Annotated in this window: 27 protein-coding genes; 15 read left to right on the plus strand and 12 right to left on the minus strand. The window is 71.1% G+C overall.

Features of this window, described 5'->3' with window-relative positions:
- Positions 1 to 67: 67 nt before the first annotated feature.
- The 6 genes from HHX40_RS02560 to HHX40_RS02585 form a co-directional block, all read right to left on the minus strand.
- The gene (locus HHX40_RS02560) at positions 68 to 937 is read right to left on the minus strand and encodes a PhzF family phenazine biosynthesis protein (protein WP_117410143.1); all 870 of its coding nucleotides are present in this window, start codon (positions 935 to 937) and stop codon (positions 68 to 70) included.
- Complete coding sequence (locus tag HHX40_RS02565) at positions 934 to 2,847, minus strand: anthranilate synthase family protein (RefSeq protein ID WP_310737912.1); 1,914 nt, start codon at positions 2,845 to 2,847, stop codon at positions 934 to 936. Before HHX40_RS02565 ends, HHX40_RS02560 begins: the two co-directional genes overlap by 4 nt.
- On the minus strand, positions 2,844 to 3,467 hold the full coding sequence (locus tag HHX40_RS02570; protein WP_117410142.1) for an isochorismatase family protein: 624 nt from the start codon (positions 3,465 to 3,467) through the stop codon (positions 2,844 to 2,846). Before HHX40_RS02570 ends, HHX40_RS02565 begins: the two co-directional genes overlap by 4 nt.
- A gap of 26 nt (positions 3,468 to 3,493) precedes the next feature.
- Positions 3,494 to 4,666 carry a 3-deoxy-7-phosphoheptulonate synthase gene (locus HHX40_RS02575; protein ID WP_182879254.1) on the minus strand — a complete coding sequence of 391 codons (1,173 nt, stop codon included), beginning with the start codon at positions 4,664 to 4,666 and terminating at the stop codon, positions 3,494 to 3,496.
- A 106-nt stretch (positions 4,667 to 4,772) separates the two neighbouring features.
- Positions 4,773 to 5,261 carry a PhzA/PhzB family protein gene (locus HHX40_RS02580; protein WP_182878035.1) on the minus strand — a complete coding sequence of 163 codons (489 nt, stop codon included), beginning with the start codon at positions 5,259 to 5,261 and terminating at the stop codon, positions 4,773 to 4,775.
- A gap of 84 nt (positions 5,262 to 5,345) precedes the next feature.
- Positions 5,346 to 6,389 (minus strand): ParB/RepB/Spo0J family partition protein, encoded by a 1,044-nt coding sequence (locus tag HHX40_RS02585; RefSeq protein ID WP_310737913.1) that lies wholly within the window; start codon positions 6,387 to 6,389, stop codon positions 5,346 to 5,348.
- Between the two features lie 664 nt (positions 6,390 to 7,053).
- On the opposite strand from HHX40_RS02585, the gene HHX40_RS02590 reads away from it, so the two are divergent.
- The gene (locus tag HHX40_RS02590; protein WP_182879256.1) at positions 7,054 to 7,995 is read left to right on the plus strand and encodes a sigma-70 family RNA polymerase sigma factor; all 942 of its coding nucleotides are present in this window, start codon (positions 7,054 to 7,056) and stop codon (positions 7,993 to 7,995) included.
- 17 nt (positions 7,996 to 8,012) lie between these two features.
- Entirely contained in the window at positions 8,013 to 8,408 is a 396-nt protein-coding gene (locus tag HHX40_RS02595) for a VOC family protein (RefSeq protein ID WP_182878038.1), read from the plus strand.
- A gap of 76 nt (positions 8,409 to 8,484) precedes the next feature.
- On the opposite strand, the gene HHX40_RS02600 is transcribed toward HHX40_RS02595, so the two are convergent.
- Positions 8,485 to 9,012 (minus strand): sigma factor-like helix-turn-helix DNA-binding protein, encoded by a 528-nt coding sequence (locus tag HHX40_RS02600; protein ID WP_117410136.1) that lies wholly within the window; start codon positions 9,010 to 9,012, stop codon positions 8,485 to 8,487.
- A gap of 457 nt (positions 9,013 to 9,469) precedes the next feature.
- Between HHX40_RS02600 and HHX40_RS02605 the strand changes: the two genes are divergently transcribed.
- A complete protein-coding gene (locus HHX40_RS02605; RefSeq protein ID WP_182878039.1) occupies positions 9,470 to 10,015 on the plus strand; it encodes a hypothetical protein in 546 nt (181 codons plus the stop codon).
- Positions 10,016 to 10,084: 69 nt separating this feature from the next.
- Here the strand turns inward: HHX40_RS02605 and HHX40_RS02610 are convergent, their stop codons facing one another.
- The 3 genes from HHX40_RS02610 to sigJ are packed head-to-tail and all read right to left on the minus strand — an operon-like array spanning position 10,085 to position 13,932.
- Positions 10,085 to 11,749, minus strand: a complete 1,665-nt coding sequence (locus HHX40_RS02610) for a cytochrome bc complex cytochrome b subunit (RefSeq protein WP_396787655.1) — start codon at positions 11,747 to 11,749, stop codon at positions 10,085 to 10,087.
- Positions 11,746 to 12,933: a ubiquinol-cytochrome c reductase iron-sulfur subunit gene (locus HHX40_RS02615; RefSeq protein WP_182879257.1), complete on the minus strand. Its 1,188-nt coding sequence runs from the start codon at positions 12,931 to 12,933 to the stop codon at positions 11,746 to 11,748. The genes HHX40_RS02610 and HHX40_RS02615 overlap by 4 nt, the downstream gene beginning before the upstream one ends.
- 27 nt (positions 12,934 to 12,960) lie before the next feature.
- Positions 12,961 to 13,932, minus strand: coding sequence for an RNA polymerase sigma factor SigJ (sigJ, locus tag HHX40_RS02620; RefSeq protein ID WP_117410133.1), 972 nt, complete (start codon positions 13,930 to 13,932; stop codon positions 12,961 to 12,963).
- A 213-nt stretch (positions 13,933 to 14,145) separates the two neighbouring features.
- On the opposite strand from sigJ, the gene HHX40_RS02625 reads away from it, so the two are divergent.
- From HHX40_RS02625 to galK, 11 genes are all read left to right on the plus strand, one after another.
- A complete protein-coding gene (locus HHX40_RS02625; RefSeq protein WP_182879258.1) occupies positions 14,146 to 14,907 on the plus strand; it encodes a DeoR/GlpR family DNA-binding transcription regulator in 762 nt (253 codons plus the stop codon).
- Positions 14,904 to 15,845: a 1-phosphofructokinase gene (gene pfkB / locus HHX40_RS02630; RefSeq protein ID WP_182879259.1), complete on the plus strand. Its 942-nt coding sequence runs from the start codon at positions 14,904 to 14,906 to the stop codon at positions 15,843 to 15,845. The genes HHX40_RS02625 and pfkB overlap by 4 nt, the downstream gene beginning before the upstream one ends.
- 198 nt (positions 15,846 to 16,043) lie before the next feature.
- Complete coding sequence (mtlA, locus tag HHX40_RS02635; RefSeq protein ID WP_182879260.1) at positions 16,044 to 17,267, plus strand: PTS mannitol transporter subunit IICB; 1,224 nt, start codon at positions 16,044 to 16,046, stop codon at positions 17,265 to 17,267.
- Between the two features lie 3 nt (positions 17,268 to 17,270).
- Positions 17,271 to 17,579, plus strand: a complete 309-nt coding sequence (locus tag HHX40_RS02640; RefSeq protein ID WP_138461328.1) for a PTS lactose transporter subunit IIB — start codon at positions 17,271 to 17,273, stop codon at positions 17,577 to 17,579.
- Positions 17,572 to 18,036, plus strand: coding sequence for a PTS sugar transporter subunit IIA (locus HHX40_RS02645; protein WP_117410130.1), 465 nt, complete (start codon positions 17,572 to 17,574; stop codon positions 18,034 to 18,036). Before HHX40_RS02640 ends, HHX40_RS02645 begins: the two co-directional genes overlap by 8 nt.
- Positions 18,033 to 19,073, plus strand: a complete 1,041-nt coding sequence (locus tag HHX40_RS02650) for a zinc-dependent dehydrogenase (protein ID WP_182879261.1) — start codon at positions 18,033 to 18,035, stop codon at positions 19,071 to 19,073. The genes HHX40_RS02645 and HHX40_RS02650 overlap by 4 nt, the downstream gene beginning before the upstream one ends.
- 77 nt (positions 19,074 to 19,150) lie before the next feature.
- Complete coding sequence (locus HHX40_RS02655) at positions 19,151 to 19,429, plus strand: HPr family phosphocarrier protein (RefSeq protein ID WP_182879262.1); 279 nt, start codon at positions 19,151 to 19,153, stop codon at positions 19,427 to 19,429.
- A gap of 137 nt (positions 19,430 to 19,566) precedes the next feature.
- Positions 19,567 to 20,463: a helix-turn-helix domain-containing protein gene (locus HHX40_RS02660; protein WP_182879263.1), complete on the plus strand. Its 897-nt coding sequence runs from the start codon at positions 19,567 to 19,569 to the stop codon at positions 20,461 to 20,463.
- Positions 20,460 to 20,873, plus strand: coding sequence for a VOC family protein (locus tag HHX40_RS02665; protein WP_182879264.1), 414 nt, complete (start codon positions 20,460 to 20,462; stop codon positions 20,871 to 20,873). Before HHX40_RS02660 ends, HHX40_RS02665 begins: the two co-directional genes overlap by 4 nt.
- A gap of 138 nt (positions 20,874 to 21,011) precedes the next feature.
- Positions 21,012 to 22,673: a catalase gene (locus HHX40_RS02670; RefSeq protein WP_182879265.1), complete on the plus strand. Its 1,662-nt coding sequence runs from the start codon at positions 21,012 to 21,014 to the stop codon at positions 22,671 to 22,673.
- A 119-nt stretch (positions 22,674 to 22,792) separates the two neighbouring features.
- Positions 22,793 to 23,914 carry a galactokinase gene (gene galK / locus HHX40_RS02675; RefSeq protein ID WP_182879266.1) on the plus strand — a complete coding sequence of 374 codons (1,122 nt, stop codon included), beginning with the start codon at positions 22,793 to 22,795 and terminating at the stop codon, positions 23,912 to 23,914.
- Positions 23,915 to 24,104: 190 nt separating this feature from the next.
- Here galK and HHX40_RS02680 read toward each other — a convergent pair whose 3' ends face one another.
- On the minus strand, positions 24,105 to 24,740 hold the full coding sequence (locus HHX40_RS02680; RefSeq protein ID WP_220498546.1) for a hypothetical protein: 636 nt from the start codon (positions 24,738 to 24,740) through the stop codon (positions 24,105 to 24,107).
- 273 nt (positions 24,741 to 25,013) lie between these two features.
- Here HHX40_RS02680 and HHX40_RS02685 point away from each other — a divergent pair, with 273 nt between their 5' ends.
- Positions 25,014 to 25,628 (plus strand): dihydrofolate reductase family protein, encoded by a 615-nt coding sequence (locus HHX40_RS02685; protein ID WP_117410120.1) that lies wholly within the window; start codon positions 25,014 to 25,016, stop codon positions 25,626 to 25,628.
- Between the two features lie 14 nt (positions 25,629 to 25,642).
- Here HHX40_RS02685 and HHX40_RS02690 read toward each other — a convergent pair whose 3' ends face one another.
- Entirely contained in the window at positions 25,643 to 26,368 is a 726-nt protein-coding gene (locus HHX40_RS02690) for an SDR family oxidoreductase (protein ID WP_182879268.1), read from the minus strand.
- Between the last annotated feature and the right edge of the window lie 8 nt (positions 26,369 to 26,376).

Raw genomic sequence — 26,376 nt, forward strand, 5'->3', positions numbered from 1 at the left:
GCCGCATGGCGAGGACGGGGTGCGGACCCGGCCGCGCGGGCGATCCGCCGGCGGGTCCGCGCGCCGTTCAGGCGTAGATCACGCCGCGGGCGACGGTCACGGCCGAACCGCCGACCCGTACGGACGTGACGGCTTCCGGGGCGCCGTCGGCGCGGGCCCGCATGAGCGAGGGGCGGCCCATCTCGACGCCCTGGTGGATGTCGATCCACTGCCCGAACCCGATCTGCCCGTGCCGGGCCAGGTGGACGGCCAGCGGACCGGCCGCCGACCCCGTGGCCGCGTCCTCGGCCACGCCGTAGGCGGGCGAGAACATCCGGCTGCGCCAGGTCGGGCCGGAGCCGGCGAAGCAGTTGGTCGCCATGTCGGGGAAGGCGGCCAGCGCGCGCTGGTCGGGGTCGACCCGGGACAGCGCGGCGATGCTCTCCAGCCCGACGTACACGTGCCGGGGACCGTTGTGGTAGATCACGACGGGCAGCGTGGAGGAGGTCAGGCCGAGCGCGGCGAGGAGTTCGCCGGCGCGGTCGAACTCCTCCCACGTCGGGACGGGCTGCCCCATCTCCGCGGCGACGACCCTTCCGTCCACGCGCTCCAGGTCGAAGGCGATGACTCCCATCGCCGTCTCCAGCCGGAGCCGGTCCTCCCTGCGCCCCTCGCCGAGCGCGATGGCGGTGCCGAGGAGCGGATGCCCGGCGAACGGCAGCTCGTTCACCGGCGTGAAGATGCGGATGCGGGCGTCGCCCCCCTCCCGGGCCGGGAGGACGAAGGTGACCTCCGACAGGTTCATCTCCCTGGCGATGCGCTGCATGCGTTCGGCGGAGAGGTCCTCGGCCTCGAAGAAGACCGCGACCGGGTTGCCCTGCAGCGGCGTGTCGGTGAACGCGTCGACGACCACGTACGGACGCGCCCCTTCCAGCACGGACTGGCCGGTGACCGTCATGGCAGCAGTCCCTCCATCAGAGAGCCCAGGATGCGGGGGCCGTTCTCGGTGAGCACCGACTCGGCGTGGAACTGGATCGAGGCGAAACGCGGGCCGCGCAGCGCGTGCACCTCGCCGGTCACCGGATCACGGCAGATCTCGACCGTGCCGAGGCCGTCGATCTCGGCCCGGTCCGCCTCGGCGCGCGCGGCGAACGTGTTGTAGAACCCGACGCGCTCCCGCGCGCCGAACAGGCTGATCTCCTTCTGCAGCCCCTGGTTGGGCACGTCGCGGCGCTGCAGCGGGAACCCGAGCCGGGTGGAGAGGACCTGGTGGCTGAGGCAGACGGCGAGGAAGGGGCGCCGCCCGGCGAGGAGGGCGTCCGCGGCGGCCCTCAGATAAGCGATCTTGGGGTGGGCGTCGTCCCGGGGGTCGCCGGGGCCGGGCCCCAGCACCACGAGGTCGTACCCGTCCAGCGACGGCCTCTCGTCGTGGCGGCGCACGGTCACCGCCATGCCCAGGCTGCGCATCTGGTGGTCGAGCATCGACGTGAAGGTGTCCTCGGCGTCGACGACCAGCGCCCGCACCCCGGCCAGCCGCGGCAGGGCGGCCGTGCCGCAGCCGCGCCTGCCCAGCCAGAAACCGGCGATGTTCTCGTTGCGCCGCTCCAGCGCCTCGCGGACCTCCGGGCGGGTCCTGAGCCTGCCGCTGTCGCCGGTGTCGAGCGCCGCGAGCAGGCCGGCGGTCTTCGCCCGGGTCTCCGCCACCTCCGACATCGGGTCGGAGTGGCGTACGAGCGTGGCGCCGACGCCGATGCGCGCCCGGCCGGTGTCGTCGATGTCGGCGGTCCGGATGAGGATGGAGGAGTCGAGGGTCTGCCGGCCGGCCTCGTCGTGCCCGATCAGGGCGACGACTCCGCTGTAGTACCCCCGGCCGTGCGGCTCGTGCCGGTCGATCACCCGGCAGGCGTTCTCCACCGGGCTGCCGGTGACGGTCGGGGCGAACATCGTCTCGCGGAGGATGTCGCGCACGTCCCAGCCGGTGTCTCCCTCGATGAAGTACTCGGTGTGCGCGAGCCGCGCCATCTCCTTGAGCCGAGGGCCCGTCACGCGGACGCCCGGCTCGCAGATCCGCGTCATCATCTTGAGTTCCTCGTCGAGGACCATGTAGAGCTCGTCGGACTCCTTGCGGTCGGCGAGGAAGTCCATCACCCCGTGCAGGGACGGCCCGGACTCCGGATACCGGTACGTGCCGCTGATCGGGTTCATGGTCGCGACGCCGTCCCGCAGCGTCACGTGCCGTTCCGGAGTGGCGCCCACGAACGTCCGCTCGCCGGTGTGGACCACGAAGGTCCAGTACGCGCCCGACTCGACCTCCAGCAGCCGCCGGAAGAAGGAGAGGGCGGAGGCGGGCGTGTAGTTCCCGATGTCGGCGACGAAGGACCGCTTGATGACGAAGTTCGCCCCCTCCCCCTCGCCGATCGCCTCCTTGACGACCCTGCGGACGAGCTCGGCGTAGTCGTCGTCCTCCACGTCGAAGTGCCCGCCGGAGACCGCGAAGGGCAGGTCGGGGATCCGGTCCAGGGCCGCGCCGACCGGCAGGGTGGCCTGCCGCGTCACCGTCATCGCGATGAGCGGGGCGCCGTCGTCGGCGCAGGCGAAGCCCCGCTCCCGGACCTGCCGGTAGGGGACGACGACGAGCGTGTGGTGGCGGTCTCCCGCCCCCGGCTCCCCCTGTTCCGGCAGCGGGATGTCCGCGAGTTCGCTCAGGTGCGCGACCTCGCCGATCAGGACGTCCAGCACGCCCGGGCCGGTCGCCTCCGGCCGGTGCAGCAGCGCGAAGGCCGGCGCCCGGAGGTCCAGCACGGCGTCGAGCAGGCCGCCTCCGCCGGTGTCCGAGCCGCTCCCGAGGCCGCCTTCGAGGCCGCTCACGAGAACACCTCCTTGGCCGTCAGGACGACCGCGCACCTCTCGGCCGCGTACTCGACCGCCATGCGGTGGTAGGCGGCGGTGAAGTCGGCGACGGCGTCGGCGACCAGGAAGGTCTGCAGGTCGTTGGTGAAGGCGTCGACCGCCGTCATCAACACCCCGACGTGGGCGTACACCCCGCAGACCACGAGCTGGTCGCGGCCGGCGCGCCGCATGCGCTCCAGCAGGTCGGACCGGAAGAACGCGCTGTAGCGCAGCTTGGTGAACATCCAGTCGCCGGGGGCGGGGGCGAGTTCGTCGACGACGAGCCGGTCCTCGGGGGCGCGGCGCATGCCGGGCCCCCAGAAGTCCTTGAGCAGTCCGCGCTGCTCCTCGCTCATGTCGCCGGGCTGCGCCGTGTAGCCGACCGGGACGCCGAGCGCCACGCTCCGGTCCCGCAGCAGCGCGACGTTCTGCACGAGTTCGTGCCTCGTCGGGTCGGCGAACGGCCTGACGAAGTATCGCTGCATGTCGTGGATCAGGAGCACGGCGCGAGCGGGGTCGGGCGTCCATCCGGCGGCGTTGGGAGGCAGCTCGCCCGCCGCCGGAAGGGGGTAGGGCTTGATTGCGGGAATGCCGGACATGGAAGTCCTTTCAGGTAGCCGTCGCGTCAGCCGCCCCAGGCGGAGATGACCGAGACCGCCTGCCAGAGGGTCAGCCGGGGGTCACAGAAGCTCGTGTAGCGGTCGCCCACCTGGGCGAAGCCGCTCTCGTCGGCGACGCATTCGGTCACGTCGTCGGGCGTGGTCTCCAGATGGAGGCCGCCGGGGACGCCGTCCGCGCTCTCGACCGCGGTGACGAACTCCCGGACCTCCTGTTGCAGGGCCGGCACGAGGCGGGTCTTGTGGCCCGACGGGGTGACCCGCGTGTTGCCGTGCATGGGGTCGCAGAGCCAGATGACGGGGTGTCCGGCGGATCTCACGGTCTCGACGAGCGGCGGCAGGGCGTAGGCCACCTGGTCGGCGCCCATCCGGGAGATGAGGGTGAGCCGGCCGGGCTCGCGTTCGGGGTCGAGCCGCTCGCACAGGCCGAGCAGTTCGTCCTTGCTCATCTTCGGGCCCACCTTGCAGGCGACCGGGTTGGCGACCTCGGCCAGCAGGGCGACGTGCGCGCCGTCCACCTGCCGCGTCCGCTCGCCGATCCAGGGCCAGTGCGTGGAGCCGAGGATCAGCCTCCCCGACGCGTCCCTGCGGAGCATCGGAACCTCGTAGTCGAGCAGCAGCGCCTCGTGGCTGGTCCACACGGGCGGGTCTATCCGGGATCGGGTGGACGATCCGCGCCAGCCGAGGTGCTCCATGATGTCGCTGGCCGCCATGTATCCGGTGAGTATCCGCAGCGGATCGGGCTGCCTGCTCTCAGGGGTCGGCTCCGGGCCGTTGACCATGTGTCCCCGGTACGCCGGGAGGGTGAGGTCGCCGACCTTCTCGGTGGAGCTCGAACGCGGCTTGGAGAACTGGCCGCCGATGCGGCCGGCCCTCAGCACGGGCTTGTGCGTGATCATCTTGAGCGCGCCGGCCAGCACGTCGAGGGCCGCGGACTTGCGGCTCACGTGCTCGGGCGTGCATTCCTCGGGGTTCTCCGCGCAGTCCCCCGACTGCACGACCAGGGAGTTTCCTGCGGCGACCTCCGCCAGGAGGGCACGCAGAGCGCGCACGTCCGCCGGCCTGACGAGCGAGGGGCGGGAGGCGAGCACTTCCTTGACGCGCTGGACCTGCGAGACATCGCTCCACTCCGGCTGCTGCAGCGCGGCGCTCAGCCGGATGGCGGGCATCACGTCATCCACGGTTCTCCATGGGGTCGAGGCGCTCTCGGCGCCGTCGTCGTCGCCCGGCCGGGGACGGCTGGGGGGGTTGCCTGGCAGCCGCTGACGATCACGCGGCGGATGTGACCTAGGTGGGGATTCCCTCACGCCTGATCTCGGGCACGGGGATGTTCAGCGCGCGCAGTTGCTCGAACGGGTTCATGAACTCGCGCTGCAGCTTGATCTTCCCGTTCTCCAGCTGGAAGGAGTGCAGGAAGTGGTTCCGGTAGTGGCCTTCGGGGTAGCCGGGGAAGCGGATGGCGCCTTCGCCGTCGCACTCCACCCAGAAGAAGTTCGGGTCGTCCGTCTCGAAGATCTGGATGTTGGTCCAGACCCAGTCGGGGAAGCACTTCAGCGACCAGACGGCGTGCTCGCCGAGGCGGTCACGCCCGCGGATCGCGATCGGCTGCCCGGTGTCGTTGGTCCAGAGGCCGCCGACGCCGTCCTCGGTGAACAGCAGGTGCCGCCGCAGCCGATCCTCGCCTCTGGTGTTCATGTACTGCTCGACCGTCGCCCGGTTGATTTTCCGGAGTTCGGCCTCCGCGTCGGTTCCCGGAAAGTGAGTCGTCTCTGACACGATGAACCCTCCAAACCAATGCCGATTAATGGCGATATTTCACCCTGTGCCTTCTTCGCAGAAGCACCTCCGTTGCTTTTCCGATCACCCCGGGAAACCCCTGCGCACCATGTTCGCCAGGCTTTCCCACTCCTCTGATCTCCTGAGCACGACGGCGCGCACGAGCGGCATGCAATGGGCCGGAACCGCCTCGGCGATCTCCTTCCACTGGGCCGGGCCCACCTCCGTGGCCAGGAGCATCCGCAGCAGCAGCCGCCCGGACTCGGTCGCTCGCAGGGACGGATCACGCGCGAGCTTGCGCAGCACGGACGCCGTTTCCACCGCCTCCCCCGCCGGGCAGCCCGGCTGCCTCGGCTCGCCCCTGCGCCGGCTCTCCACGCGGGGGCGACGGGACTGCGCCGCCCGTGAGACCACTCCGGTGCGCGGCGCCGCTTCCTGCGCCGGCGCCGTCTCGCTTCGCGAGCCGCCGCCGGTCTCCTCCCTCGCGCGCAGCCGATCCGGGATCGGGTCCTGCCCGCGGTCGAGCCGCTCGCGCACGTCCCGGACGGTCCCCAGGGAGAGTCCGGTCTTCCTGGACAGCTCCCGGAGGGAGATCTCCGAGTTGGCCGCCAGCAGGGCGGCCGCGCTGCGACGCCCCTCGACGCTGCTGACCGGCCTGGACTTCCCGTCCCGGCCGACGCGGCTGAACTGCGTCTGCCCGCCGAGCCGCCGGCGCAGGCCGCCGACGGTCTTGGCGCTCAGCCCCGCGCTCTCGGCCACCATCCGGTCGGACCAGTGCGGATGGGAGGCGATGATCCGCCCGGCCGCCTCCTTCCGCTCGTCGAGCGTCAGCGGCAGCCCGTGGCCGACGTTGAGCCGGACCGACAGGACGAACGCGTCGGCCTCGCTTCCGTCGAAGAACCGGACCGCGATCTCGTTCCTGCCCTTCAGTACGGCGGCGCGCAACCGGTGCATGCCGTCGATGACCCGCATCGTCGGCCGGTGAACAAGGAGCGGATCGAAGGCGCGATCCATCTCCGCGAGCATCCGGACGTGCGCCGGGTCCTCACGTTGCTTCCGCGGCGAGAGCGAGGAGGTGAGATCGCGGACGGACACGATCTCCCACGGCAGGTGGCGCAGATCCGCCACGTCGGGAAGGCGAGTTCCAAGTTCGCGATCGGTGTCGGCTGCGGTGTGAAGTGTCACTGCGGGGCCTTCCTATGAAGGAACAAGGGCAGGGGCGAATTCTTCACAGGAGCTCAACTGCGCTCAGCTTATGGTTCGGATGATTGCCATACCAGAGCAAAGGGAACAGATTCATGACAAGTCATCCATAATTTGGATATCGGTCTGCCCGCGCGCGACGGGACCAGGAAAAGTCGTCGAGGTATCGCAATCACGACATATAACGAAAAGCATGGCACGGCATGACCAACGTCATAGAGCCGTACCTGCCGTAAGGGATGACCGTTTCGATAAGCGTCCCGAGACCCGAGCGCAGGGCCCCGGACGACCCGGCGGGCCCCTGGCACACATCTTTCAGCGTCTCACCGGCCACCGATTTCGGACACCGTGCTCGATTTTCGGCACGGCGCGAAAGTATGAGCGGTCGATGCGAGGATAGTATGCACCTCGGGCGGCAGCCGGCCGGTGCGCTTCACGGCCGGAGAGGTCACCCGCGGTGCCCCTCCCCGTCACGTTGGTTCAAACGAACCGGCGACAATAATCAGTACGGGCACTGACGTCTCCTTGTCAAACGTGCGTTCTCCATCTCCCCACCTATACGACGAACCGCGACGGTGAAAGGTGACCGATGAACGACCAGGCCCAATTGGCCGAGCACTTCGACCGATCCCGCGGGCATCTGCGCGGAGTCGCGTTCCGCATGCTGGGCAGCGCGGACGAGGCCGACGACGCGGTGCAGGAGACCTGGCTGCGCGCCTGCCGGGCCGACTCCGGCTCCGTCGACAACCTGACCGCCTGGCTCACGACGATCACCGGGCGGGTCTGTCTCGACATGCTGCGCTCACGCAGCCGCCGGCGTGAGGACTTCGCCGACCTGACCGAACTCGACATGCTGGCCCCCCACGAGGAGACCGCCGACCCGGCGGACGAGGCGGTGCTGGCCGACTCCGTCGGTCTCGCGCTGCTCGTGGTCCTCGACACGCTCGGCCCGGCCGAGCGCGCCGCCTTCGTGCTGCACGACCTGTTCGCCGTGCCGTTCGACGAGATCGCCGTGATCGTGGAACGCTCGCCGGCGGCGGCGAAGAAGCTGGCCAGCCGTGCCCGTCGCCGGGTGCACGACACGGCCGACGTCCCCTCCTCCGACCTGGTCAGGCAGCGTGTGGTGGTGGACGCCTTCCTGGCCGCCTCCCGGGCCGGCGACATCGACGCCCTGCTCGCGGTGCTGGCTCCCGACGTCGTACGCCGGGCGGACGCCGTCGCCCTGCGCGGACAGGTCAGGGCGCAGGCGGAGGTGCGGGGCGCGCGGGCGGTCGCCGAGGAGACGCGCACCAACATCCGCAGGGCACGCTTCGCCTCGCCCGCTCTCGTCAACGGCGCCGTGGGGGCGGTGGTCGCTCCGCACGGACGCCTCCAGCTCGTCCTCGAGTTCGCCTTCTCCGGTGACCGCATCGCGTCCGTCGACGTCATCGGTGACCCCGTCCGCCTGAAGGAGGTCCGGCTCGGTCTCGCCGACAACCCGGTCGTGGCCGCGTCGTCCGTACAGCGCCAGCTTTCGGTGCAGAGCGTGTGACACACCCGGGAGGCATCGTGATCGTGAATCCGCGGCTCGCCGTGCTCTACGTCGGCGACCAGAGCAGGACCCTGGAGTTCCTCACCGGGACGCTGGGCTTCGAGATCGCGGCGGACGTCCCCCAGGGGGAGGGGCGCCGCTGGGTGGAGGTGCGCCCGCCGGGCGCGCAGACCTGCGTGGCCCTCGCCGCCGTCGAGCCCGAGATCCTGGAGGCGCTGGAGGCCCGCGCCGGACGGATGACGCACGGCTGGTTCGACTGCGACGACGTCGACGCCACCTGCCGGGACCTGCGGGCACGGGGTGTGGAGATCGTCGTGGCGCCGCAGGCCACTCCCTGGCGGGAGGGCGGCCGGTGGGCGCAGATCCGCGGCCACGACGGCAACCTGTACGGGCTGACGGAGCGAGGCCGCTGACCGCGGGTGGCAGGGGCGCGGGTGGTAACTGTGGGTTCTCCTCAGTTGCACACCCCGCCCGCCCCCTCGGTGCGGTTCAGCCGCCGGCGTCCCGCCGGAGCGGGCGCACCTCGCAGCGCACCCGCGCCCTGGCCCTGGCGTCGATCACGCCCACCGCCTCCTCCGTGAGCCCGGTCACCGCGGCGATGTCGGCGTACGAGAGCCCGAAACCATGGCGCAGCAGGAACACCGTCCGCTCGTCCCGGTCCAGCATGCCGAGCACGGCCGACAGGGCCGCCGTGACCGACTCGGCCAGTTGCAGATCGGGCTCGCCCCGCAGCGGCTCCGGCAGCCAGGGGCCGATGTGCTCCTCGCCGTTGGCCTGCGCGACACGCAGGCGCGTCAGCGCCAGCACGGCGACCAGCCCGATGAGCGCGTTCGGGAACCCCGCCGAGCGGTCGCCCTGACCGGCCAGCCAGCGGGCCCGGGTCTCCTCGACCACGCGTGCGGCCTCCCCGCCGTCGCCGAGCATGCTGCGCGCCACCGCGTGGAGCAGAGCGGCGTGTTCCTCGAACGCCTGGAACGCGCAGTCCGCTTCGGCCGGCCCATCCGGATTACGCTCCATGCGCTCTCCTCGCAGTCGTGGTCCGATCTCCGGACGCCGCCCACCGGGCCGATAACCGTATGTCGCCGCCCGTGGCCCGCCCTGCCGGACACCTTTTCGCGCGCCGCCGCAACCCCCTGCGCCGCCCGATTCGACGATTTCCTCGTCGCCCGCAATTTACACCGGCGGAACCGCCACGCCCAGAATTACTCCCCCTCTCCTTTGCCGGCTCCCCTTGGCCGGCACTCCTTTGCGGACGGCCCCGGCGGGGCCCGCGGGAGCGCCGGACCGCTTCTTTCCCATTAAGACGAACGCGGCCCGCGGAATGTGACACGCGAACCCGCGGTGAATTACCGGCGCAATGCGCATGTCACGTTCCGGCCCTCGGGATACGTCATTCTTTTGGCGGCTCGAACCGGCGGAACCTCTCCGCTCCCCACCGTGCCGCCTTCCGGCCGCACAGCGAGGTGAACAACTGATGGTCTTCGTCCCGGACGCGTCCCACGCCGATCCGAGCGCGTGGCGGATCGCCATGGACGCCAGCGAGGGAACGCTGTCGATGACGACGTCGAAGGGGCCCCGGCTCCTGCACGAACTGCCCTGTTTCCACGGCTCCTTCTATCTGAGCCCTCCCGGGCTGCTGGCGGGCTTCACGCTGCAGCTGCCGTTGCCGGTCTATCCGTCGTGGCTGCAGGAGGACGAGGCCCCCGTGCTCTTCTGGGAGTCGGTGGACCTCGAAACCGGCCACGCCCCCAACGAGGTCATGGGGAACGCCCGGCTGCGGCTCGGCAGGCGGGAGACCTCCGCGACCGTGTCCGCTCTGTGCACGGAGGTCCCGGTCGCCCAAACCGGCCGCTCCTACCTGAAGATCGTGCTGGAGACCGTGTTCCCCTCGGTGAGCCTGCGCTGGCCGGCCGAGGCATGGCAGCGGCTGCGGCCGGTGACGCTCAAGCTGTTCACCGAGATCCGCCCGGCCGACCCGCCCGAGTCGCGGTGGCCGGTGCCGGAGCAGCGGGACCGCTGAACGGCATCCTTGGGCAGCCGAATGTGGTCCGGGCCGACCGGCCCGGACCACATCGGTCCCGGAGACGGGTCAGCGCGTCAGAGCGCGGTTCTGCCCGTCCGGAAGAGTGTCCGGGAGAGCGTCCTGAAGTGCGGCCTGCCCGTCCTCGCCGTGCGGGCCGCCGTTCGCTGTCGGAACCTTCTCCCCGCCGTACGCCCTGGACATCCGCAGGCGCAGCCGGCCGATCGGTCCGCGCAGGCCCCTGGGGGGCACGGCCTCGTCGTACGGCAGCACCGGCACCGGTTCCCGGCCGCGCAGGTGCGCCTCGATGTCCTCCGCCGGCCGCGAGTGGACCTCGACGTACCGGCCGTCCGGCATCCGTTTGATCACCCCCGACTCCACGCCGTGCGTGAGCATCGCGACGTCGGAGCGCTGCAGGCCCAGGCAGATGCGGTATGTGACCGCGTAGGCCAGGGCGGGCGCGACGAACACGAGGATCCGTCCGGCCCAGGTCGTCGTGTAGAGGCTCACGCGGAAGTTCGCGGAGATGATGTCGTTGCCGCCGAACAGCCACAGCACGCCGTAGAACGCGATGGCCGCCATGCCGATCGAGGTGCGGTGCGGGTTGTCGCGCGGCCGGTCCGCGAGGTGGTGCTCGCGGTGGTCACCGGTGATCCACCGTTCCAGGAACGGATAGAGGGCCATTCCGACGACGATGATCCCCAGCGGCACCAGCGCGGGGATGACCACGCTGAGCGGGACCGTGCCGGCCTGCGAGGTGCCGAAGAGGTTGACCTCCCAGGCGGGCATGATGCGCAGCGCCCCTTCGAGGAAGGCCAGGTAGAAGTCGGGCTGCGAGCCGGCCGAGATGTCGGCGGGGGTGTACGGGCCGTACAGCCAGACCGGGTTGATCTGCGCGAACGTGCCGAGCCCGGCGATCACGGCGAACGTGAACAGGAAGAACGCCCCCGACTTCGCCATGAAGGCCGGGTAGAAGGGCGCGCCGACCACGTTGCGGTTGGTCCGCCCCTTGCCGGGGAACTGGGTGTGCTTCTGCACCCACATCAGGATCAGGTGCGCGGTGACCAGCGCCAGGATCAGGCCGGGCAGGAGCAGGATGTGGATCGAGTAGAAGCGGGAGATGACGTCCTCGCCCGGATACTCGCTGCCGAACAGGAAGAAGTTGAGGTAGGTGCCGACCACCGGCAGTCCGATGACCACCCCCTGGGTGACCCGGAGCCCGGCGCCGGACAGCAGGTCGTCGGGCAGGGAGTAGCCGGTCAGGCCCTCGAACAGCGCGACGGAGAGGATCACCGTGCCGATGATCCAGTTGAGCTCGCGCGGCTTGCGGTAGGCGCCGGTGAAGAAGACCCGCAGCGCGTGCGCCATCATGCCGCCGATGAAGACCAGCGCGGACCAGTGATGGATCTGCCGGATGAGCAGGCCGCCCCGGACCTCGAAGCTGATGTCGAGCGTGGACGCGTACGCCTCGGACATCGCCACCCCCTTGAGCGGGGCGTACGTGCCGTTGTAGACGATCTCCCCCATGCTCGGCTTGAACCAGAACGTCAGGAAAGTGCCCGTAAGCAGCAGGATGACGAACGAGTACAGCGCGATCTCGCCGAGGAGGAAGGACCAGTGGTCGGGAAATATCTTGCGCAGATTGCGCCTGGCGAAGCCGCCCGCGCCCAGGCGGTCGTCCAGGAATGTGGCCGGCCCGGCGATGCGCTCGGGCACGGTTCTCAGTTCACTCAAAGGTGGCCTCCGTTCTCCCTGGCCCGCGCCTCCGCGTCGCCGCGCTCCCAGTAGCTGGGGCCGACCGGGGCGGCGAAGTCGCCCAGTGCGACGAGGTAGCCCTCCTCGTCGACGCCGACCGGCAACTGCGGCAGCGGCCGGGCGGCGGGGCCGAACACGACCCTGGCCCCGTCGGCGGCGTCGAAGGTTGACTGGTGACACGGGCACAGGATGTGGTGGGTGGTCTGCTCGTACAGCGCCGCGGGGCAGCCCACGTGCGTGCAGATCTTGGAATAGGCGACGATCCCGTCGTGGGTCCAGTTCGGATCGGTGCCGGGTTTCAGCTCCTCCGGACGGAACTTGACGAGGATCACCGTCGCCTTGGCGAGGACGTTCAGGTCGTGCTCGTAGCCCTGGGGGACGACCGACAGGATGCCTCCGGGCGAGTTGAAGTCGGCCGCGCGGATCGGCTGTCCGGTGCCCTCGACGACGAGGCGCAGCGGCTTGCCATCCTCGGTCCGCTCTCCCCAGACCGTGTGCCGCAGCTTCCGGTGGAGCTGCGCGGCGGGCGCGCCGGTGGTGTCGAGGTCGCGCAGCAGCACCAGCGGCGCCAGGCCCAGCGGCGCCGCCGCGAGCAGCAGGGTGCGGCGCAGCAGACGGTGCCTGACGATGCCGCTCTCCCCGGCGCCGCGCACGAACGTGGCCGCGACCTCGGCCCGCACCTCCTCGGGTGAGGCCATGGGATGGCGCCGCTGGACCAGCTCGTACTTCGGCATGATCTGGCGTACCCAGATCACGATCCCCGAGGCCAGCGCCAGCAGCGCCAGCGTCAGCGTCCCGCCGAGGGCGACGTGCGAGGCGCCCGTCGCGCTCAGGCCGCCGACCTGGAGCCGGACATAGGTCACGAGGAAGGCCACGAGGGCGGCGAACGCCAGTAGGAAGCACAGCGCGGCGACGCGCTCCGCCCTGCGGGCCGTCCGTTCGTCCTGCGGAACGACTCCGAGGACGCCGGGAACGGCGGGAAGGTCGGCCTCCTCGTCCGCCGCGCCCGGACGCGCGGGCGCGGCGCCGGGCAGGGGGGCGCCGGGTGAGGGAGCGTCGGTCAAGGGGGTGCCGAGGACGCGGGCGGGCGTCCGCCGGTCCGGGCGCGGGCGCCCCTCAGGCCACCCCTCCGGACGTCCGGTCTCGTGCTCGTTGTCCGTCATGACGAAAGTCGCTTCTCTCGCGGCCCGTCAGCCCGCGGCGCGGACAGGCCTGGGTCTTCCGGGTCGCCGGCCCTCGACGCCCCCGAGCTTGTCCTGGTTCGCGATGATCCAGATCCGGGTGACGCGGTCGGCGGCGAGGTCGACGTCGACCACGATCACGGCGATCGGCTCGTCCCCCGCGGTGATGAGCGCCGCGGGCCCGCCGTTGACGTCCACGACGGAGCCGCTCCCGATGTCGTCCCCCATGTCGTCGGTCTCGGCGACCGCGGCGCTCTCCGGGCGCAGGACCCTGCGCAGACCGCGGACGAGCAGACGGCCGACCTTCTCCGCGCCCTCGACCCGGTTCCTGGCCACGCCGCGGCGGCCGTTCCCGTCGATGCACAAGGTGACCTCGGGGGCGAGCAGGTCGAGCAGCGCCCGCAGATCGCCGCCCAGGCAGGCGGCCAGGAAGCGCTCCGTCACCCGCCTGCGGACGTCGTGGTCCTGCCGGAACCGGGGCCGCCTCTCCCGTACGTGCGAGCGGGCGCGGCGGGCGAGCTGCCGCACCGCGGCCTCGGACCGGCCGACCATCACCGCGATGTCGGCGAAGGAGAAGTCGAACGCCTCCCGGAGCACGAACACCACCCGCTCCAGCGGGGAGAGGGTCTCCATCACCACGAGCATGGCCACGGAGACCGAGTCGGCGATCTCCGCGCCGTCCTCGAGCGCGGGCCCGGTCGGCAGCGGCTCGGGCAGCCACTGCCCCACGTACGCCTCCCTGCGGGCCTTCGCCCACCGCAGCCGGTCGAGGGCGAGCCTCGTCGTGATCTGGACGAGGAAGGACCGTGGGTCGGCGATCCTGGCGTGGTCGACGCGGTCCCACCGCAGCCACGCCTCCTGGACGACGTCCTCGGCGTCGGTCACGCTGCCCAGCACCCGGTACGCCACCCCGAAGAGCAGCTCGCGGCTGCTCTCGAAACTGGCGACCGGCGCGGGTTGCCCCTCGGTCACCGCGGGCATCTGGCCTCCTTGTCTCCGCCTCCCCTATAGAGACGCGCCGGAGGCACGAGACGTGACACGGGCGGCCAGGGGTGCGAGACCGCCGGAAAGGCCGACACGCAGGGGACTTCTCCGCGTACTGCCCTTTTCGTGATCTGCACCACTCTTGACCTTCCAACACAGGCGGGTATAAACAAATACGAAACAACATCGAAACGGTGGTGAACCAACACGATGTACGCCGAGGAGCGGCAGCAGGAGATCCTGCGGGTGGCGCGGGACGCCGGCCGGGTCGACGTGGTGACGCTTGCCGACCGGTTCGGCGTCACCACGGAGACGATCCGCCGCGACCTGACCGCGCTGGAGCGCGCGGGCGTCCTGCGGCGCGTGCACGGCGGCGCCATCCCGGTCGAGCGCCTGGGATTCGAGCCCGCCCTGGCCGCCAGGGACGAGGTGATGACGGCCGAGAAGGAACGCATCGCCAAGGCCGCCCTGGCCGAGCTTCCGCAGGACGGCGCCGTGGTCCTCGACGCGGGCTCCACGACGAGCCGGCTCGTGCAGGCGCTGCCGCCGGACCGCGAGCTCACCGTCGTCGTGAACTCGCCTCCACTTGCCACCATGCTGGCGAGCCGTCCCAACCTGACCGTGCTCATGCTGGGGGGCCGGGTGCGCGGCCGGACGCTGGCGACCGTGGAGGACTGGGCCATCCAGCAGTTGTCGCAGCTCAACGTGGACGTGGCGTTCATGGCGACCAACGGCTGCTCGGTGGCCAAGGGCCTGACGACCCCCGACCCGGCCGAGGCGGCGATCAAGAGGGCGATGATCGCCTGCGCCGACCGCGCCGTCCTGCTGGCCGACCACACGAAGTTCTCCGCCACCTACCTCGCGCGCTTCGCGACGCTCCGGGAGATCGACGTCGTCATCACCGACACCGGGATCGACCCCGACCTCGCCGCCGCGCTGGCCGCCGCCGGACCGGAGGTGGTTCGCGCGTGATCCTCACGCTGACCCTGAACCCCAGCCTCGACCGCACGATCGAGGTCGGCGCGCTCACCCGCGGCGCGGTCATCCGCGCCGCCGCCACCCACCTCGACCCCGGCGGCAAGGGCGTCAACGTCTCACGCGCCCTGCTGGCCAACGACGTGCGGTCCTGCGCGGTCATCCCGTACGGCGGCAGCGAGGGGCGCCGGCTCCTCGACCTGCTGTCCGCGGAGGGCATCGACATGGTCCCCGTCCCGGTCGAGGGCCCCACCAGGTCGAACGTCGCCATCGCCGAGCCCGACGGCACGGTCACCAAGGTGAACGAGCCGGGAACCGCGCTGACCCCCGCCGAACTGGACACGCTGGCGGGCGCGGTGCTCGACGCCGCCCGGTCGGCCGACTGGGTGGTCGCCTCGGGCAGCCTCCCGCCGGGCGTCCCGATCGACGTGTACGCCGGGCTGGGCCGCCGGTTCGCCGACGCCGGCATCAACCTCGCGGTCGACACCAGCGGCCCCGCCCTCGTGTCCGCCGTGAGCGCCGGCCCGGCCCTGGTCAAGCCCAACCGTGACGAGCTCGCCGAGGCCACCGGCACGTCGATCGCCCACGTCGGCGACGTGCTCGACGCCGTCGGCAAGCTGCGCGCGATGGGCGCGCGATCCGTCCTGACCAGCCTCGGCGCCGACGGCGCACTGCTGGTCGAGGACGACGACCGGGTCTGGTACGGCGAATGCGCGGTCGAGGAGCCACGCAGCAGCGTGGGCGCGGGAGACGCGCTGCTGGCGGGCTTCCTCGCCGCCGGGGCCCGCGGCGGCGCCGCCCTCGCCGAGGGCCTGGCCTGGGCCGGCGCGGCCGTGGGCCTGCCCGGCAGCCGGATGCCCGGTCCGGCCGACATCGACCGCACGCACGTCCGGATCGGCTCCCCCGACCCGGCCCGCCCGCTCTGCCCCTACTGACCGCGTCCACCGAAACCCGTGTCCACCGAACCCGCGCCCACCGAACCCGCGCCCACCGCATCGGCCCCGCCGACCCGCCCGCTCCGCCCGCTCTGCCCCTGCTGATCCACTCGCTTCGCTCGCTTCGCCCGGGGACGACGGCGACCCGAGAACCCCCCAGCCGGCCCGCCAGGCCGGTCGCCCGGAAGGAGCATGTCCATGGCCACGCCCTATACCCCCACCGTCCACGGCACCGGTGTGCGGGCCACGATCCAGCGTTTCGGCGGCCATCTCGCCGGAATGATCATGCCGAACATCGGGGCGTTCATCGCCTGGGGCCTCATCACGGCCCTGTTCATCCCGACCGGGTGGATACCGAACAAGACACTCGCCGAACTGGTCGGCCCGATCATCGGCACCCTCCTTCCCGTCCTCATCGGCTACACCGGCGGCCGGATGGTCCACGCCCAGCGCGGCGCGGTGGTCGGCGCCGTCGCCACTATGGGCGTCGTCGTCGGCGCGGACGTGCCGATGTTCCTCGGCGCGATGGTCATCGGCCCGCTGGCCGCGCTGGTCCTCAAGTACGCCGACCGGTTCACCGCCGAACGGACCAGGGCCGGCTTCGAGATGCTGGTCGACAACTTCACCGCCGGCATCGTCGGCGCGGTCATGGCGATCGCCGGGGTCCTCGCCATCGGCCCGATCGTGGAGAAGGTCACCGAGGTCGCGGGCGACGGCGTGTCGTGGCTCGTCTCCCACTCGCTCCTGCCGATCGCGTCGGTCATCATCGAGCCGGCCAAGGTGCTGTTCCTCAACAACGCGATCAACCACGGCGTGCTCGGGCCGCTGGGCGTCGCGGAGTCGGTCAAGCACGGCAAGTCGATCCTGTTCATGCTGGAGTCCAACCCCGGCCCGGGCCTCGGCCTGCTGATCGCCTACCTGCTGTTCGGCCCGAGGTCCCTGCGTCCGAGCACCCCCGCCGCCATGATCATCCACTTCTTCGGCGGCATCCACGAGATCTACTTCCCGTACGTGCTGATGAAGCCGCGCCTGATCCTCGCGGTGATCGCCGGTGGCGCCTCCGGGGTGCTCACCTTCCTGGTCACCGGGGCGGGCCTGGTGGCGACGCCCTCGCCGGGCAGCATCTTCGCCTACATGGCGGTGACCCCGAAGGGCGGCTGGTTCGGGGTGATCGCCGGGATCGTGGTCGCGACGGCCGTCTCCTTCGCCGTGGCCGCCGCCCTGCTGGGCTTCGGCCGCGCCAACGGCGACCAGGGACCGGCACCGGACGCGATCCGGACCGACGCGGGCGGCACCGGCCACGCGAACGACAGCCACGTGAACGACAGCCACGTGAACGACATCGACGGCACGAGCACCGAGAAGCGCGACCCAACCGGCGAGACGGCGGCCGAGAGCGTGCCCGCCACCAAGGAGGCGTAGAACGTGTCCAGCATCCAGGGCAAGGACGTCCGCAAGCTCATCGTGGCGTGCGACGCGGGCATGGGCAGCAGCGTCATGCTCGCGAGCACCCTGCGCAGGCAGCTCAAGGGCACCGAGGTCACCGTGGAGCACACCCCGGTCAACTCGATCCCCGGGGACGCCGACGTGGTCGTCTGCCACGCCGGGCTCGCCGACCGGGCCAGGGCGAGCGCCCCCGGCGTCGCACTCGTGCCGTTCCAGGTCTTCATCGGCGACCCGGCCGTGACGCGGGTCGTCGACGCGATCAGGAACGGGGGCACGATCGATGGCTGACCGGGCCACGGCCCCGCTCCCCCTCGACCCCCGCGCCGTACGGACGGCCGCGGCCGCCGCGGACGTCGAGGACGCCGTCCGGCAGTGCGGAGCGGTCCTCCAGGAGGTCGGCGCGGTGGACGGGACCTACGCCGAGGCCATGCTCGAACGCGAGCGGTCGATCTCGACGTACGTCGGCGAGGGTGTGGCCATCCCCCACGGCACGCTGACGTCGAAGGAGGCGGTCCGCCACGACGCCGTCTGCGTGCTGCGCTTCCCCGAGGGTGTCGACTGGCACGGCGAGCGCGTGACGGTGTGCGTCGGCATCGCCGCACGCGGGGACGGCCACCTGCGGCTGCTGTCGTCGCTCGCCCGCATCCTGCTCGACCCGGACCGCGCCGCGGCCCTGCGCGCGGCGACCGAGGTCGACGAGGTCATCGGCCTGCTGCAACCGGACGGAGAGGAAGACCCGGAGTGAAAGTCGCCCGATTCCACGCTCCCGGAGACATCCGGCTGGAGGAGGTGCCCGAGCCCGTCGCCCGCCCCGGCGAGGTCAAGATCCGTGTGCGCAACTGCTCGACGTGCGGCACGGACGTGAAGATCTACCGGTTCGGGCACCACCACATCAGGCCGCCCCGGGTGATGGGCCACGAGATCGCCGGAGAGATCGTGGAACTCGGCGAGGGCGTGACCGGCTGGAGCCCGGGCGACCGGGTGCAGGTGATCGCCGCCATCCCCTGCGGCGAGTGCGAGGAGTGCCGCCGGGGCCACCTCACGGTCTGCCCGAATCAGGAGTCGATGGGCTACCACTACGACGGCGGCTTCGCGCAGTACATGGTCGTGCCGGCCAAGGTGCTCGCCGTGGACGGGCTCAACCGCGTCCCCGACGGAGTGGGGTTCGCCGAGGCGTCCCTCGCCGAGCCGCTCGCCTGCGTGCTCAACGGGCAGGAACTGGCGCGCGTCGGCGAGGGAGACGACGTGGTCGTCGTCGGCTCGGGCCCGATCGGCTGCCTGCACGTGCGGCTCGCCCGCGCCCGCGGCGCGGGCCGGGTGTTCCTCGCCGACCTGAACGCCGAGCGTCTCGCCATGGCCGCCGGGCTCGTACGGCCGGACGCGGCGATCTGCTCGGGAGAGACCGACGTCGTGGACGAGGTGCTCAAGCTGACCGGCGGCCGGGGCGCCGACGTGGTGATCACGGCGGCGGCCTCCGGGGCGGCCCAGCAGCAGGCGTTGCAGATGGCCGCGCGGCAGGGCCGGATCAGCTTCTTCGGCGGGCTGCCGAAGGACGACCCGATCATCGCCTGCGACTCCAACCTCGTGCACTACCGGGAGCTGACCATCGTCGGCGCGAACGGGTCGAGCCCGGCGCACAACGCCCGCGCCCTGCGGCTCATCGCCGACGGAGCGGTGCCGGTCGCCGACCTGATCACCCGTCGCCTCGGCCTGGACGAGGTCATGGACGCCATCGACGTCGTCGCCCGCGGCGCCGCGATCAAAGTCACCATCGAGCCCTGAAGCCGAGCCCTCAAGCTCTGACCTGAAACCAAGCTCTGGAAAGCGCGCTCTGGAAATCAAGCCATGGAAGGAATGCGATGCCGGAAAGGACAGTGACGGTCGCCGCACGCTCCGGCCTGCACGCCCGCCCCGCCAAGATCTTCGTCGAGGCGGCGGCGCGGCAGCCGGCGCCCGTGCGCATCCGGGTCGGCGACGGCGACGCCGTCCCCGCCAACAGCATGCTGGGCGTGCTGACGCTCGGGGCCGGGCACGGCGCGGAGGTCACCCTGGAGGCCGAAGGGCCGGGGGCGGAGGAGTCCCTCACCGCCCTCGCGGACCTGCTGGCCCGCGACCTCGACGCCGAAGGCGCCGCCTAGGCCGGGGCCCGCATCACCTGAACGACGGGCGCGGCCACCCGCCCGCGCCGCACTTCCGCAGCGGTGCCCGCCGTACGCGCCGATGGCTGACGCGCCCCCCTTCGGGGAGACTGGGGCGCGGAAGGGAGGAGCGGCGGATGGCGGACCCCGGCGAGAAACGCGGTGAGCGGGAGGAGGCGCCGTACGTCCGGCGGCGACCGGCACCCCCGCTGCGTCCGCTGGTCGCGTGGTACAGCGGCTACCGCGACGCCGGCATCCCGCCCGGGACGCATCGCGGCCTGCCCTCGCCGTACCTGACCATGATCGTCACGCTCGACGACCCGCTCGTCGTCGCGGCGCATCCCGATCCCCGCACTCCGGCGAGGTCGTACGACACGCTGGTGGGCGGGTTGCACACCGCTCCGGCGATCGTCACGCACGACGGGCGGCAGTCGGGGGTCCAGCTCGCCCTCACGCCGCTCGGCGCGCGGGCCCTGCTCGGCCTGCCGGCCGGGGAGCTGTCCGGGCTCGACCTGGACGGCGCCGACGTCCTCGGCGCACTCGCGGGCGAACTGCGCGAGCGCCTGCTGGAGGCGCCCGGCTGGGACGGGCGCTTCACGGCCCTCGACGCGGTCCTGTCCCGGCACACCCGTCCCACGCGGGAGCGGCCGTCCGAGGTGACCTGGGCGTGGCGGCGGATGCTGGCCGCCGGCGGCCGGGTCACGGTGTCCGGTCTCGCCCGCGAGGCGGGCTGGAGCGCCCGGCACCTCAACGGCCGGTTCCGGGAGGAGATCGGCCTGTCCCCCAAGGAGGCGGCGCGGGTCGTCCGGTTCGACCGGGTCCGCCGCCTGCTCCAGAGCGCGGCGGCGTCCGGGCGGCGGCTCGCGCTGGCCGACGCTGCGGCCGAGTGCGGGTTCTACGACCAGGCGCACCTCGCCCGCGAGTTCCGGAGCCTCGCCGGATGCTCCCCCAGCCGGTGGCTGGCCGAAGAGGGGGTGCCGTTCCGAAACGTCCAAGCCCTGGACGGGGACGGACGGCCAGACTCGGCGGCATGAACGACACCACACCAGCACCTCAGGTCTGGCCCACGCTGCGGGCCGGGGACGCCCGCGCGTTGATCGCCTTCCTCGTCGAGGCGTTCGGCTTCGAGGAGACCGCCGTGTACGGCGAGGGCGACCGGGTCGGCCACGCCCAGCTCTCCTGGCCGCCCGGCGGCGGGATCATGCTGGGCAGCGTCCGCGAGACGCCGGACGACAAGTGGAACCTCACCCCCGGCACGTTCGGCGCGTACGTCGTGACCGACGAGCCGGACGCGTTGTTCGCCCGGGCGACCGCCGCGGGGGCGCGCGTCGTCCAGGAGCCGTACGACACCGACTACGGGTCCCGCGACTTCGTGGTCCGCGACCCGGAGGACAACCTGTGGTCGTTCGGCACCTACCGCGGCGAACCGCGCGTGAAGGGCTGACCACTCTCCGCCGCCCCGCCGGGCAGTACCCGGCGGGGCCGGACCGATTTCCGTCCCCGTGAATACCCAGCCAAAAACCGGATATGGAGGCATTGACAAGGACTAACAGTTCAAACGTGACCTGAGAGGAGCCGTCCCATGACGGACGTGTCGAGCAGGGGGCCGGAGCCCGGAGACGAGCGCCCGGTGCTGACCAACCGTCAAGGGCACCCGGTCTACGACAACCAGAATCAGCGGACGGTCGGCGCACGCGGCCCGGCCACCCTCGAGAACTACCAGTTCCTGGAGAAGATCAGCCACTTCGACCGGGAGCGCATCCCGGAACGGGTGGTGCACGCGCGCGGCGCCACGTCGTACGGCTTCTTCGAGGCGTACGGGACGTGGGGCGACGAGCCGATCGCCCGGTTCACGAGGGCGAAGCTGTTCCAGGAGGCCGGCAAGCGCACCGACGTGGCCGTGCGGTTCTCGACGGTGATCGGGGGGCGGGACTCGTCGGAGGCCGCCCGCGACCCGCGCGGATTCGCCGTGAAGTTCTACACCGAGGACGGCAACTGGGACCTCGTCGGCAACAACCTCGCGGTGTTCTTCATCCGTGACGCCATCAAGTTCCCCGACGTGATCCACGCGCTCAAGCCGGACCCGGTGACGTTCCGGCAGGAGCCGAACCGCATCTTCGACTTCATGTCGCAGACGCCCGAGACCATGCACATGCTGGTCAACCTGTTCAGCCCGCGGGGCATCCCATCGGACTACCGGCACATGCAGGGCTTCGGGGTCAACACGTACAAGTGGGTGAACGCCGAGGGCGAGACCCACCTCGTGAAGTACCACTGGATGCCCCGGCAGGGAGTCCGCAGCATGACGGCCGAGGACGCCGCCCGGGTCCAGGCCCACGAGCTGGGACACGCGACCAAGGACCTCCGCGAGGCGATCGACCGCGGCGACTACCCGGAATGGGAGCTGCTCGTCCAGATGATGAGCGACGAGGAGCACCCCGAGCTGGACTTCGACCCGCTGGACGACACCAAGGTCTGGCCGGAGGAGATCTTCCCGGCCAAGCCCGTCGGCCGCATGGTCCTCGACCGCAACGTGAGCAACAACTTCGCGGAGAACGAGCAGATCTCCTTCGGCACCGGCGTCCTGGTCGACGGGCTGGACTTCTCCGACGACAAGATGCTCGTGGGCCGTACGTTCTCCTACAGCGACACCCAGCGCTACCGCGTCGGGCCGAACTACCTGCAGCTGCCGGTCAACCAGGCCAAGAACGCCAACGTGCGGACGAACCAGCGCGACGGCCTCATGACCTACCGGCAGGACCAGGCGGGCGAGAACCCGCACGTCAACTACGAGCCCTCGATCACCGGCGGGCTGCGCGAGGCGCAGTTCCCGACGCACGACGAGCAGGGCCCGGAGATCGTCGGCAGGCTCACCCGCAAGCGCATCCCGCGGACCAACGACTACAGGCAGGCGGGCCAGCGCTACCTGCTCATGGAGCAGTGGGAGCGCGACGACCTGGTGGAGAACTTCGTCACCATGCTGTCGCAGTGCGTGCGTCCCATCCAGGAACGCATGGTCTGGCACCTGCTGCTGGTCGAGGACGACCTCGGGCTGCGCGTCGGCGAGGGCCTCGGCATCACGCCGGACGACGTCAAGCACCTGGAGCCGCTGGCGAGCCAGGACCTGACCGACGAGGACCGGCAGCGCCTGTCCAGCCTCGGGAAGAACGGCCCGCGCGACGTCTCCGGCCTGAAGATGACGCACTGCGTCCCGAACGAGCGGGCGGAGGTGCCCGCGATCTGACACCCGCACAACGGGGGGAAGGGGCCCGGCTCGGCATCCCGAGCCGGGCCCCGGCACGTCGGCGGCCTCGAAGGTCGCTACCCTACGGGGAGGCCGCGGATGTCGAGGAGTGTGCGATTGTGGGCGTTGCTGGTGCTTTCCTCCAGGCGTACGGCGAGGAACCCGCCGGAGTCTGGCACGCGCCCGGCAGGGTGAACCTGATCGGCGAGCACACCGACTACAACGACGGCTTCGTGCTGCCGTTCGCGGTGCCGTGGGGCGTCACCGCGGCCGTGCGCCCCCGCGAGGACCTCACGGTGCGGATCGCGTCCCTCCAGGCGCCCGGCGGGGAGCAGGCGCTGGACGACCTCGACCGGGCGGACGGCTGGGCGCGGTACCCGGCCGGGGTGGTCAAGGTGATGCGCGGCGCCGGCCTGCCGGTCCGCGGCGCGGACATCATGATCGACGGCGACGTGCCCACGGGCGCCGGGCTGTCGTCCAGCGCGGCGCTGGAGGTCTCGGTCGGGCTCGCCCTGAACGACCTGTACGGCCTGGGCCTGGAGCCGATGGAGCTGGCCAGGCTGTGCCAGAAGGCCGAGAACGAGTTCGTCGGCATGCCCTGCGGGATCATGGACCAGGCGGCCTCCGCGCTCGGCAGGGAAGGGCACGCGCTGTTCCTCGACTGCCGATCGCTGGCGAGCCGCGCCGTTCCGTTCGACCTGTCGTCGTACGGCCTGCAGATCCTCATCATCGACACCGGCGTCCACCACGAACTGGCCGACGGGCAGTACGCGAGGCGACGCCAGGACTGCGAGAACGCGGCCAAGCACCTCGGCGTCGCGTCGTTGCGGGACGTCACCGACCTCGCCGGGGCGCTGTCCCGGCTGAGCGGCGACGAACGGGCCCGCACCCAGCACGTCGTCACCGAGAACCACCGGGTGGAGGCCGTCATCGGGCTGCTGCGCGCGGGAGCCGTACAGGAGATCGGCGCCCTGCTGAACGCCTCGCACCTGTCACTGCGGGACCAGTACCAGGTCTCCTGCCCGGAACTGGACGTCGCGGTCGAGAGCGCGGTCCGCGGCGGCGCGCGGGGGGCGCGGATGACCGGCGGCGGCTTCGGCGGCTCGGCAATCGCGCTCGTCGCCGACGACCGGGTGGACCGGGTCCGCACGACGGTCGAACGCGCCTACGCCGAGCGCGGCTGGGCCCCGCCCACGTTCCTGCCCGCCACCCCCGCCCCCGGCGCCCACCGCGTCCGATAAGCGCGCGACCGCCCACCTTACGGAGAGGTCATGAACTTCCTCTGGTCGTCGCGCCAGGCATGCTTGCTGGAGTTGCCGCCCATAATGCGGAAGCGCTTGACGGACACAGCGCCGTGACGTGTACTTATAGTGGTCGGTGACAAGAGGTCCAGGGGACTTCTTCCCGGGGGACCGGGATAGCCGGCCTCACTCATACGGTGCCCCAGGGAGTCAACATCGAAGCCAGATGGGGCTGGATTCGGCTCTCGAACCATTTGCAGGGTCGACCTTCCAAAATCCGCTGCACCGCCCAGAGGCCGTAATCCGCCACCTGGATCCCCCATGAGCTTTGTGCGTCCCAGACGCAGAGCACTACCTCCCGATCCACGGCCAACTCACGGCATACATCTGAAAGCGCTTCGCGCGCATCCATGAGCCGCCGGTTGGTGCTAAGCGTGGCCACGATCACGTAGAGCGTATCCCCCGGCGCGCTGACCAGCGGCAGCACGTCCCTGAAGTGTGAGTACCACGCCAGCTTGTACAGCCAGTGCGGTCGTTCCCTGATCGACGGATGCGCCCTCGCCTTACAGAGAAAGGTGACGTCGATTCGCGGTCTTTGGCGACCTATCAAATCGAACATCTCGTCTCGGGTGGCATGGGAGTCGTTCTTCGCGTGAAGGCCCCTGGGCAGATTGACGCCGCGCCTCTCCAGATCGCACCGCAGGCGTAGCCCATCCCAAACCTGCCGGCCGTGTTCCCCGCCGAACACGGCCGTCCCGAAGCCGAAGTAGAGACTTGCTCCAGGCGATCCGCTCATATCCATATTGCCGGTTTCGTCGGCATACATATAGATTCCCGCCATATTCCAGCTAGCCTTCAGCTCGGCAAACAGTGGAAACCTTTCCTACCACGTAACCGAGACCTTGCTCTCGAATACCAGGCCGATCACCGGCCCTGCCGGCCTTCGCGTTGCCGCGATGAGGGTCTTGGGGATCGCGTCTCTCACCGAAGCACGTTGTCCGGTTGGTCGAGCGGGACGTGTTGTCGGTCGCGGCCGATAGGTTCGGGAGGCTGCGCCGGACTGCCTGCCGGCGCCACCTGACCTGAAGGGATCGTCACGATGGCGAAAATCATCTCCACGCTGTTCATCTCGGCCGACGGGGTGGCCGAGATCGACCCCGCTTGGCACTTCCCGTACTTCGACGAGAACATGGGCCGCGCCGTCACCGAGGACTATGACACCGCCGACGTGCTGCTCATCGGGCGCGAGACCTATGACAGCTTCGCCGGCGCCTGGCCCGGCCGCGAGACCGCGGGCGAGGTCGACGCGCCGTTCGCCAAGCAACTCGGGGACATGCGCAAGGTGGTCGTCTCGCGCCAGCCGCTCGAGTTCTCCTGGCGCAACTCCGAGCTGGTCAAGGGCGATCTCCTCGACGCCGCCGCCGCGCTCAAGGCCGATGCCGGCATCAGAGGCATCCTCATCCCCGGGTCGATCTCCGTCGTGCAGCAACTGCTCGCCGCGGGGCTGGTCGACGAGGTGCGCCTCCTGGTGCATCCGGTGGCGGCGCGTAAGGGCCGCAGGCTGTTCGACGACGGCGACGCACCGTACCACCTGAAAGTGACGGCGACGGAGGCGTTCCCGACGGGCGTGATCCGCGTGATCTACTCGCCGACCGCGGCACCTGCCAAGGCCGGCTACGACGAGATCAAGGACCAGGTGCCCGAAGGGAAGTAGCGTACGTCCGGAGATCACCAGGGGACGACGCCCTCGTCGTCGAAGAAGCCGCCGCGCGGGCCGTCGTCCGGCAGGGTGGCGAGCCGGATCGCGATCGCGGCGCCCTGCTCGGGCGTCCGCGGCGCGTTGTAGCCGGTGAAGTCGGTGGCCACGTAGCCCGGGCAGCAGGCGTTTACGATGATCTTCGTGTCGGCGAGCCGGCGGGCGTACTGGGTCGTGATGCCGTTGAGCATCGTCTTCGACGGCGCGTACGCGGCCAGGATCGGGCCGGTCTGCAGCGTCAGCGAGCCCATGTTGCTCGACACGTTGACGATGCGCGGTGCGTCCGCGCGGTGGAGCAGCGGGAGCATCGCGTTCGTCACCCGGACGACCCCGAAAACGTTCGTGTCGAGGACGGTGCGCACGACGTCGAGGTCGAGCGTCGTCGGATCCTGCGCGCCGCCGTCCATCCGGCCGGAGATGCCCGCGTTGTTGACGAGCACGTCGAGCCGCCCCGCCGTCCGCTCGATCGTCTCCGCCGCCGCGGCGACGCTGTCGTCGGAGGTGACGTCGAGCGCGACCCCGAACGCGTCGACGCCCTCGGCGCGCAGACGCTCGACGGCCTCCTTGCGCCTGACATCGTCGCGCGCGCCCACCGCCACCGTGAAGCCGATCGCCCCGAGACCCTGTGCGACGGCGAAGCCGATCCCCTTGTTCGCGCCGGTCACCAGCGCGGTCTTCCTGTCGTTCACGCGATCCATGCTCGCGA

This window comes from Microbispora sp. H10949 (genome assembly GCF_014161435.1).
GTDB lineage: Bacteria > Actinomycetota > Actinomycetes > Streptosporangiales > Streptosporangiaceae > Microbispora > Microbispora triticiradicis.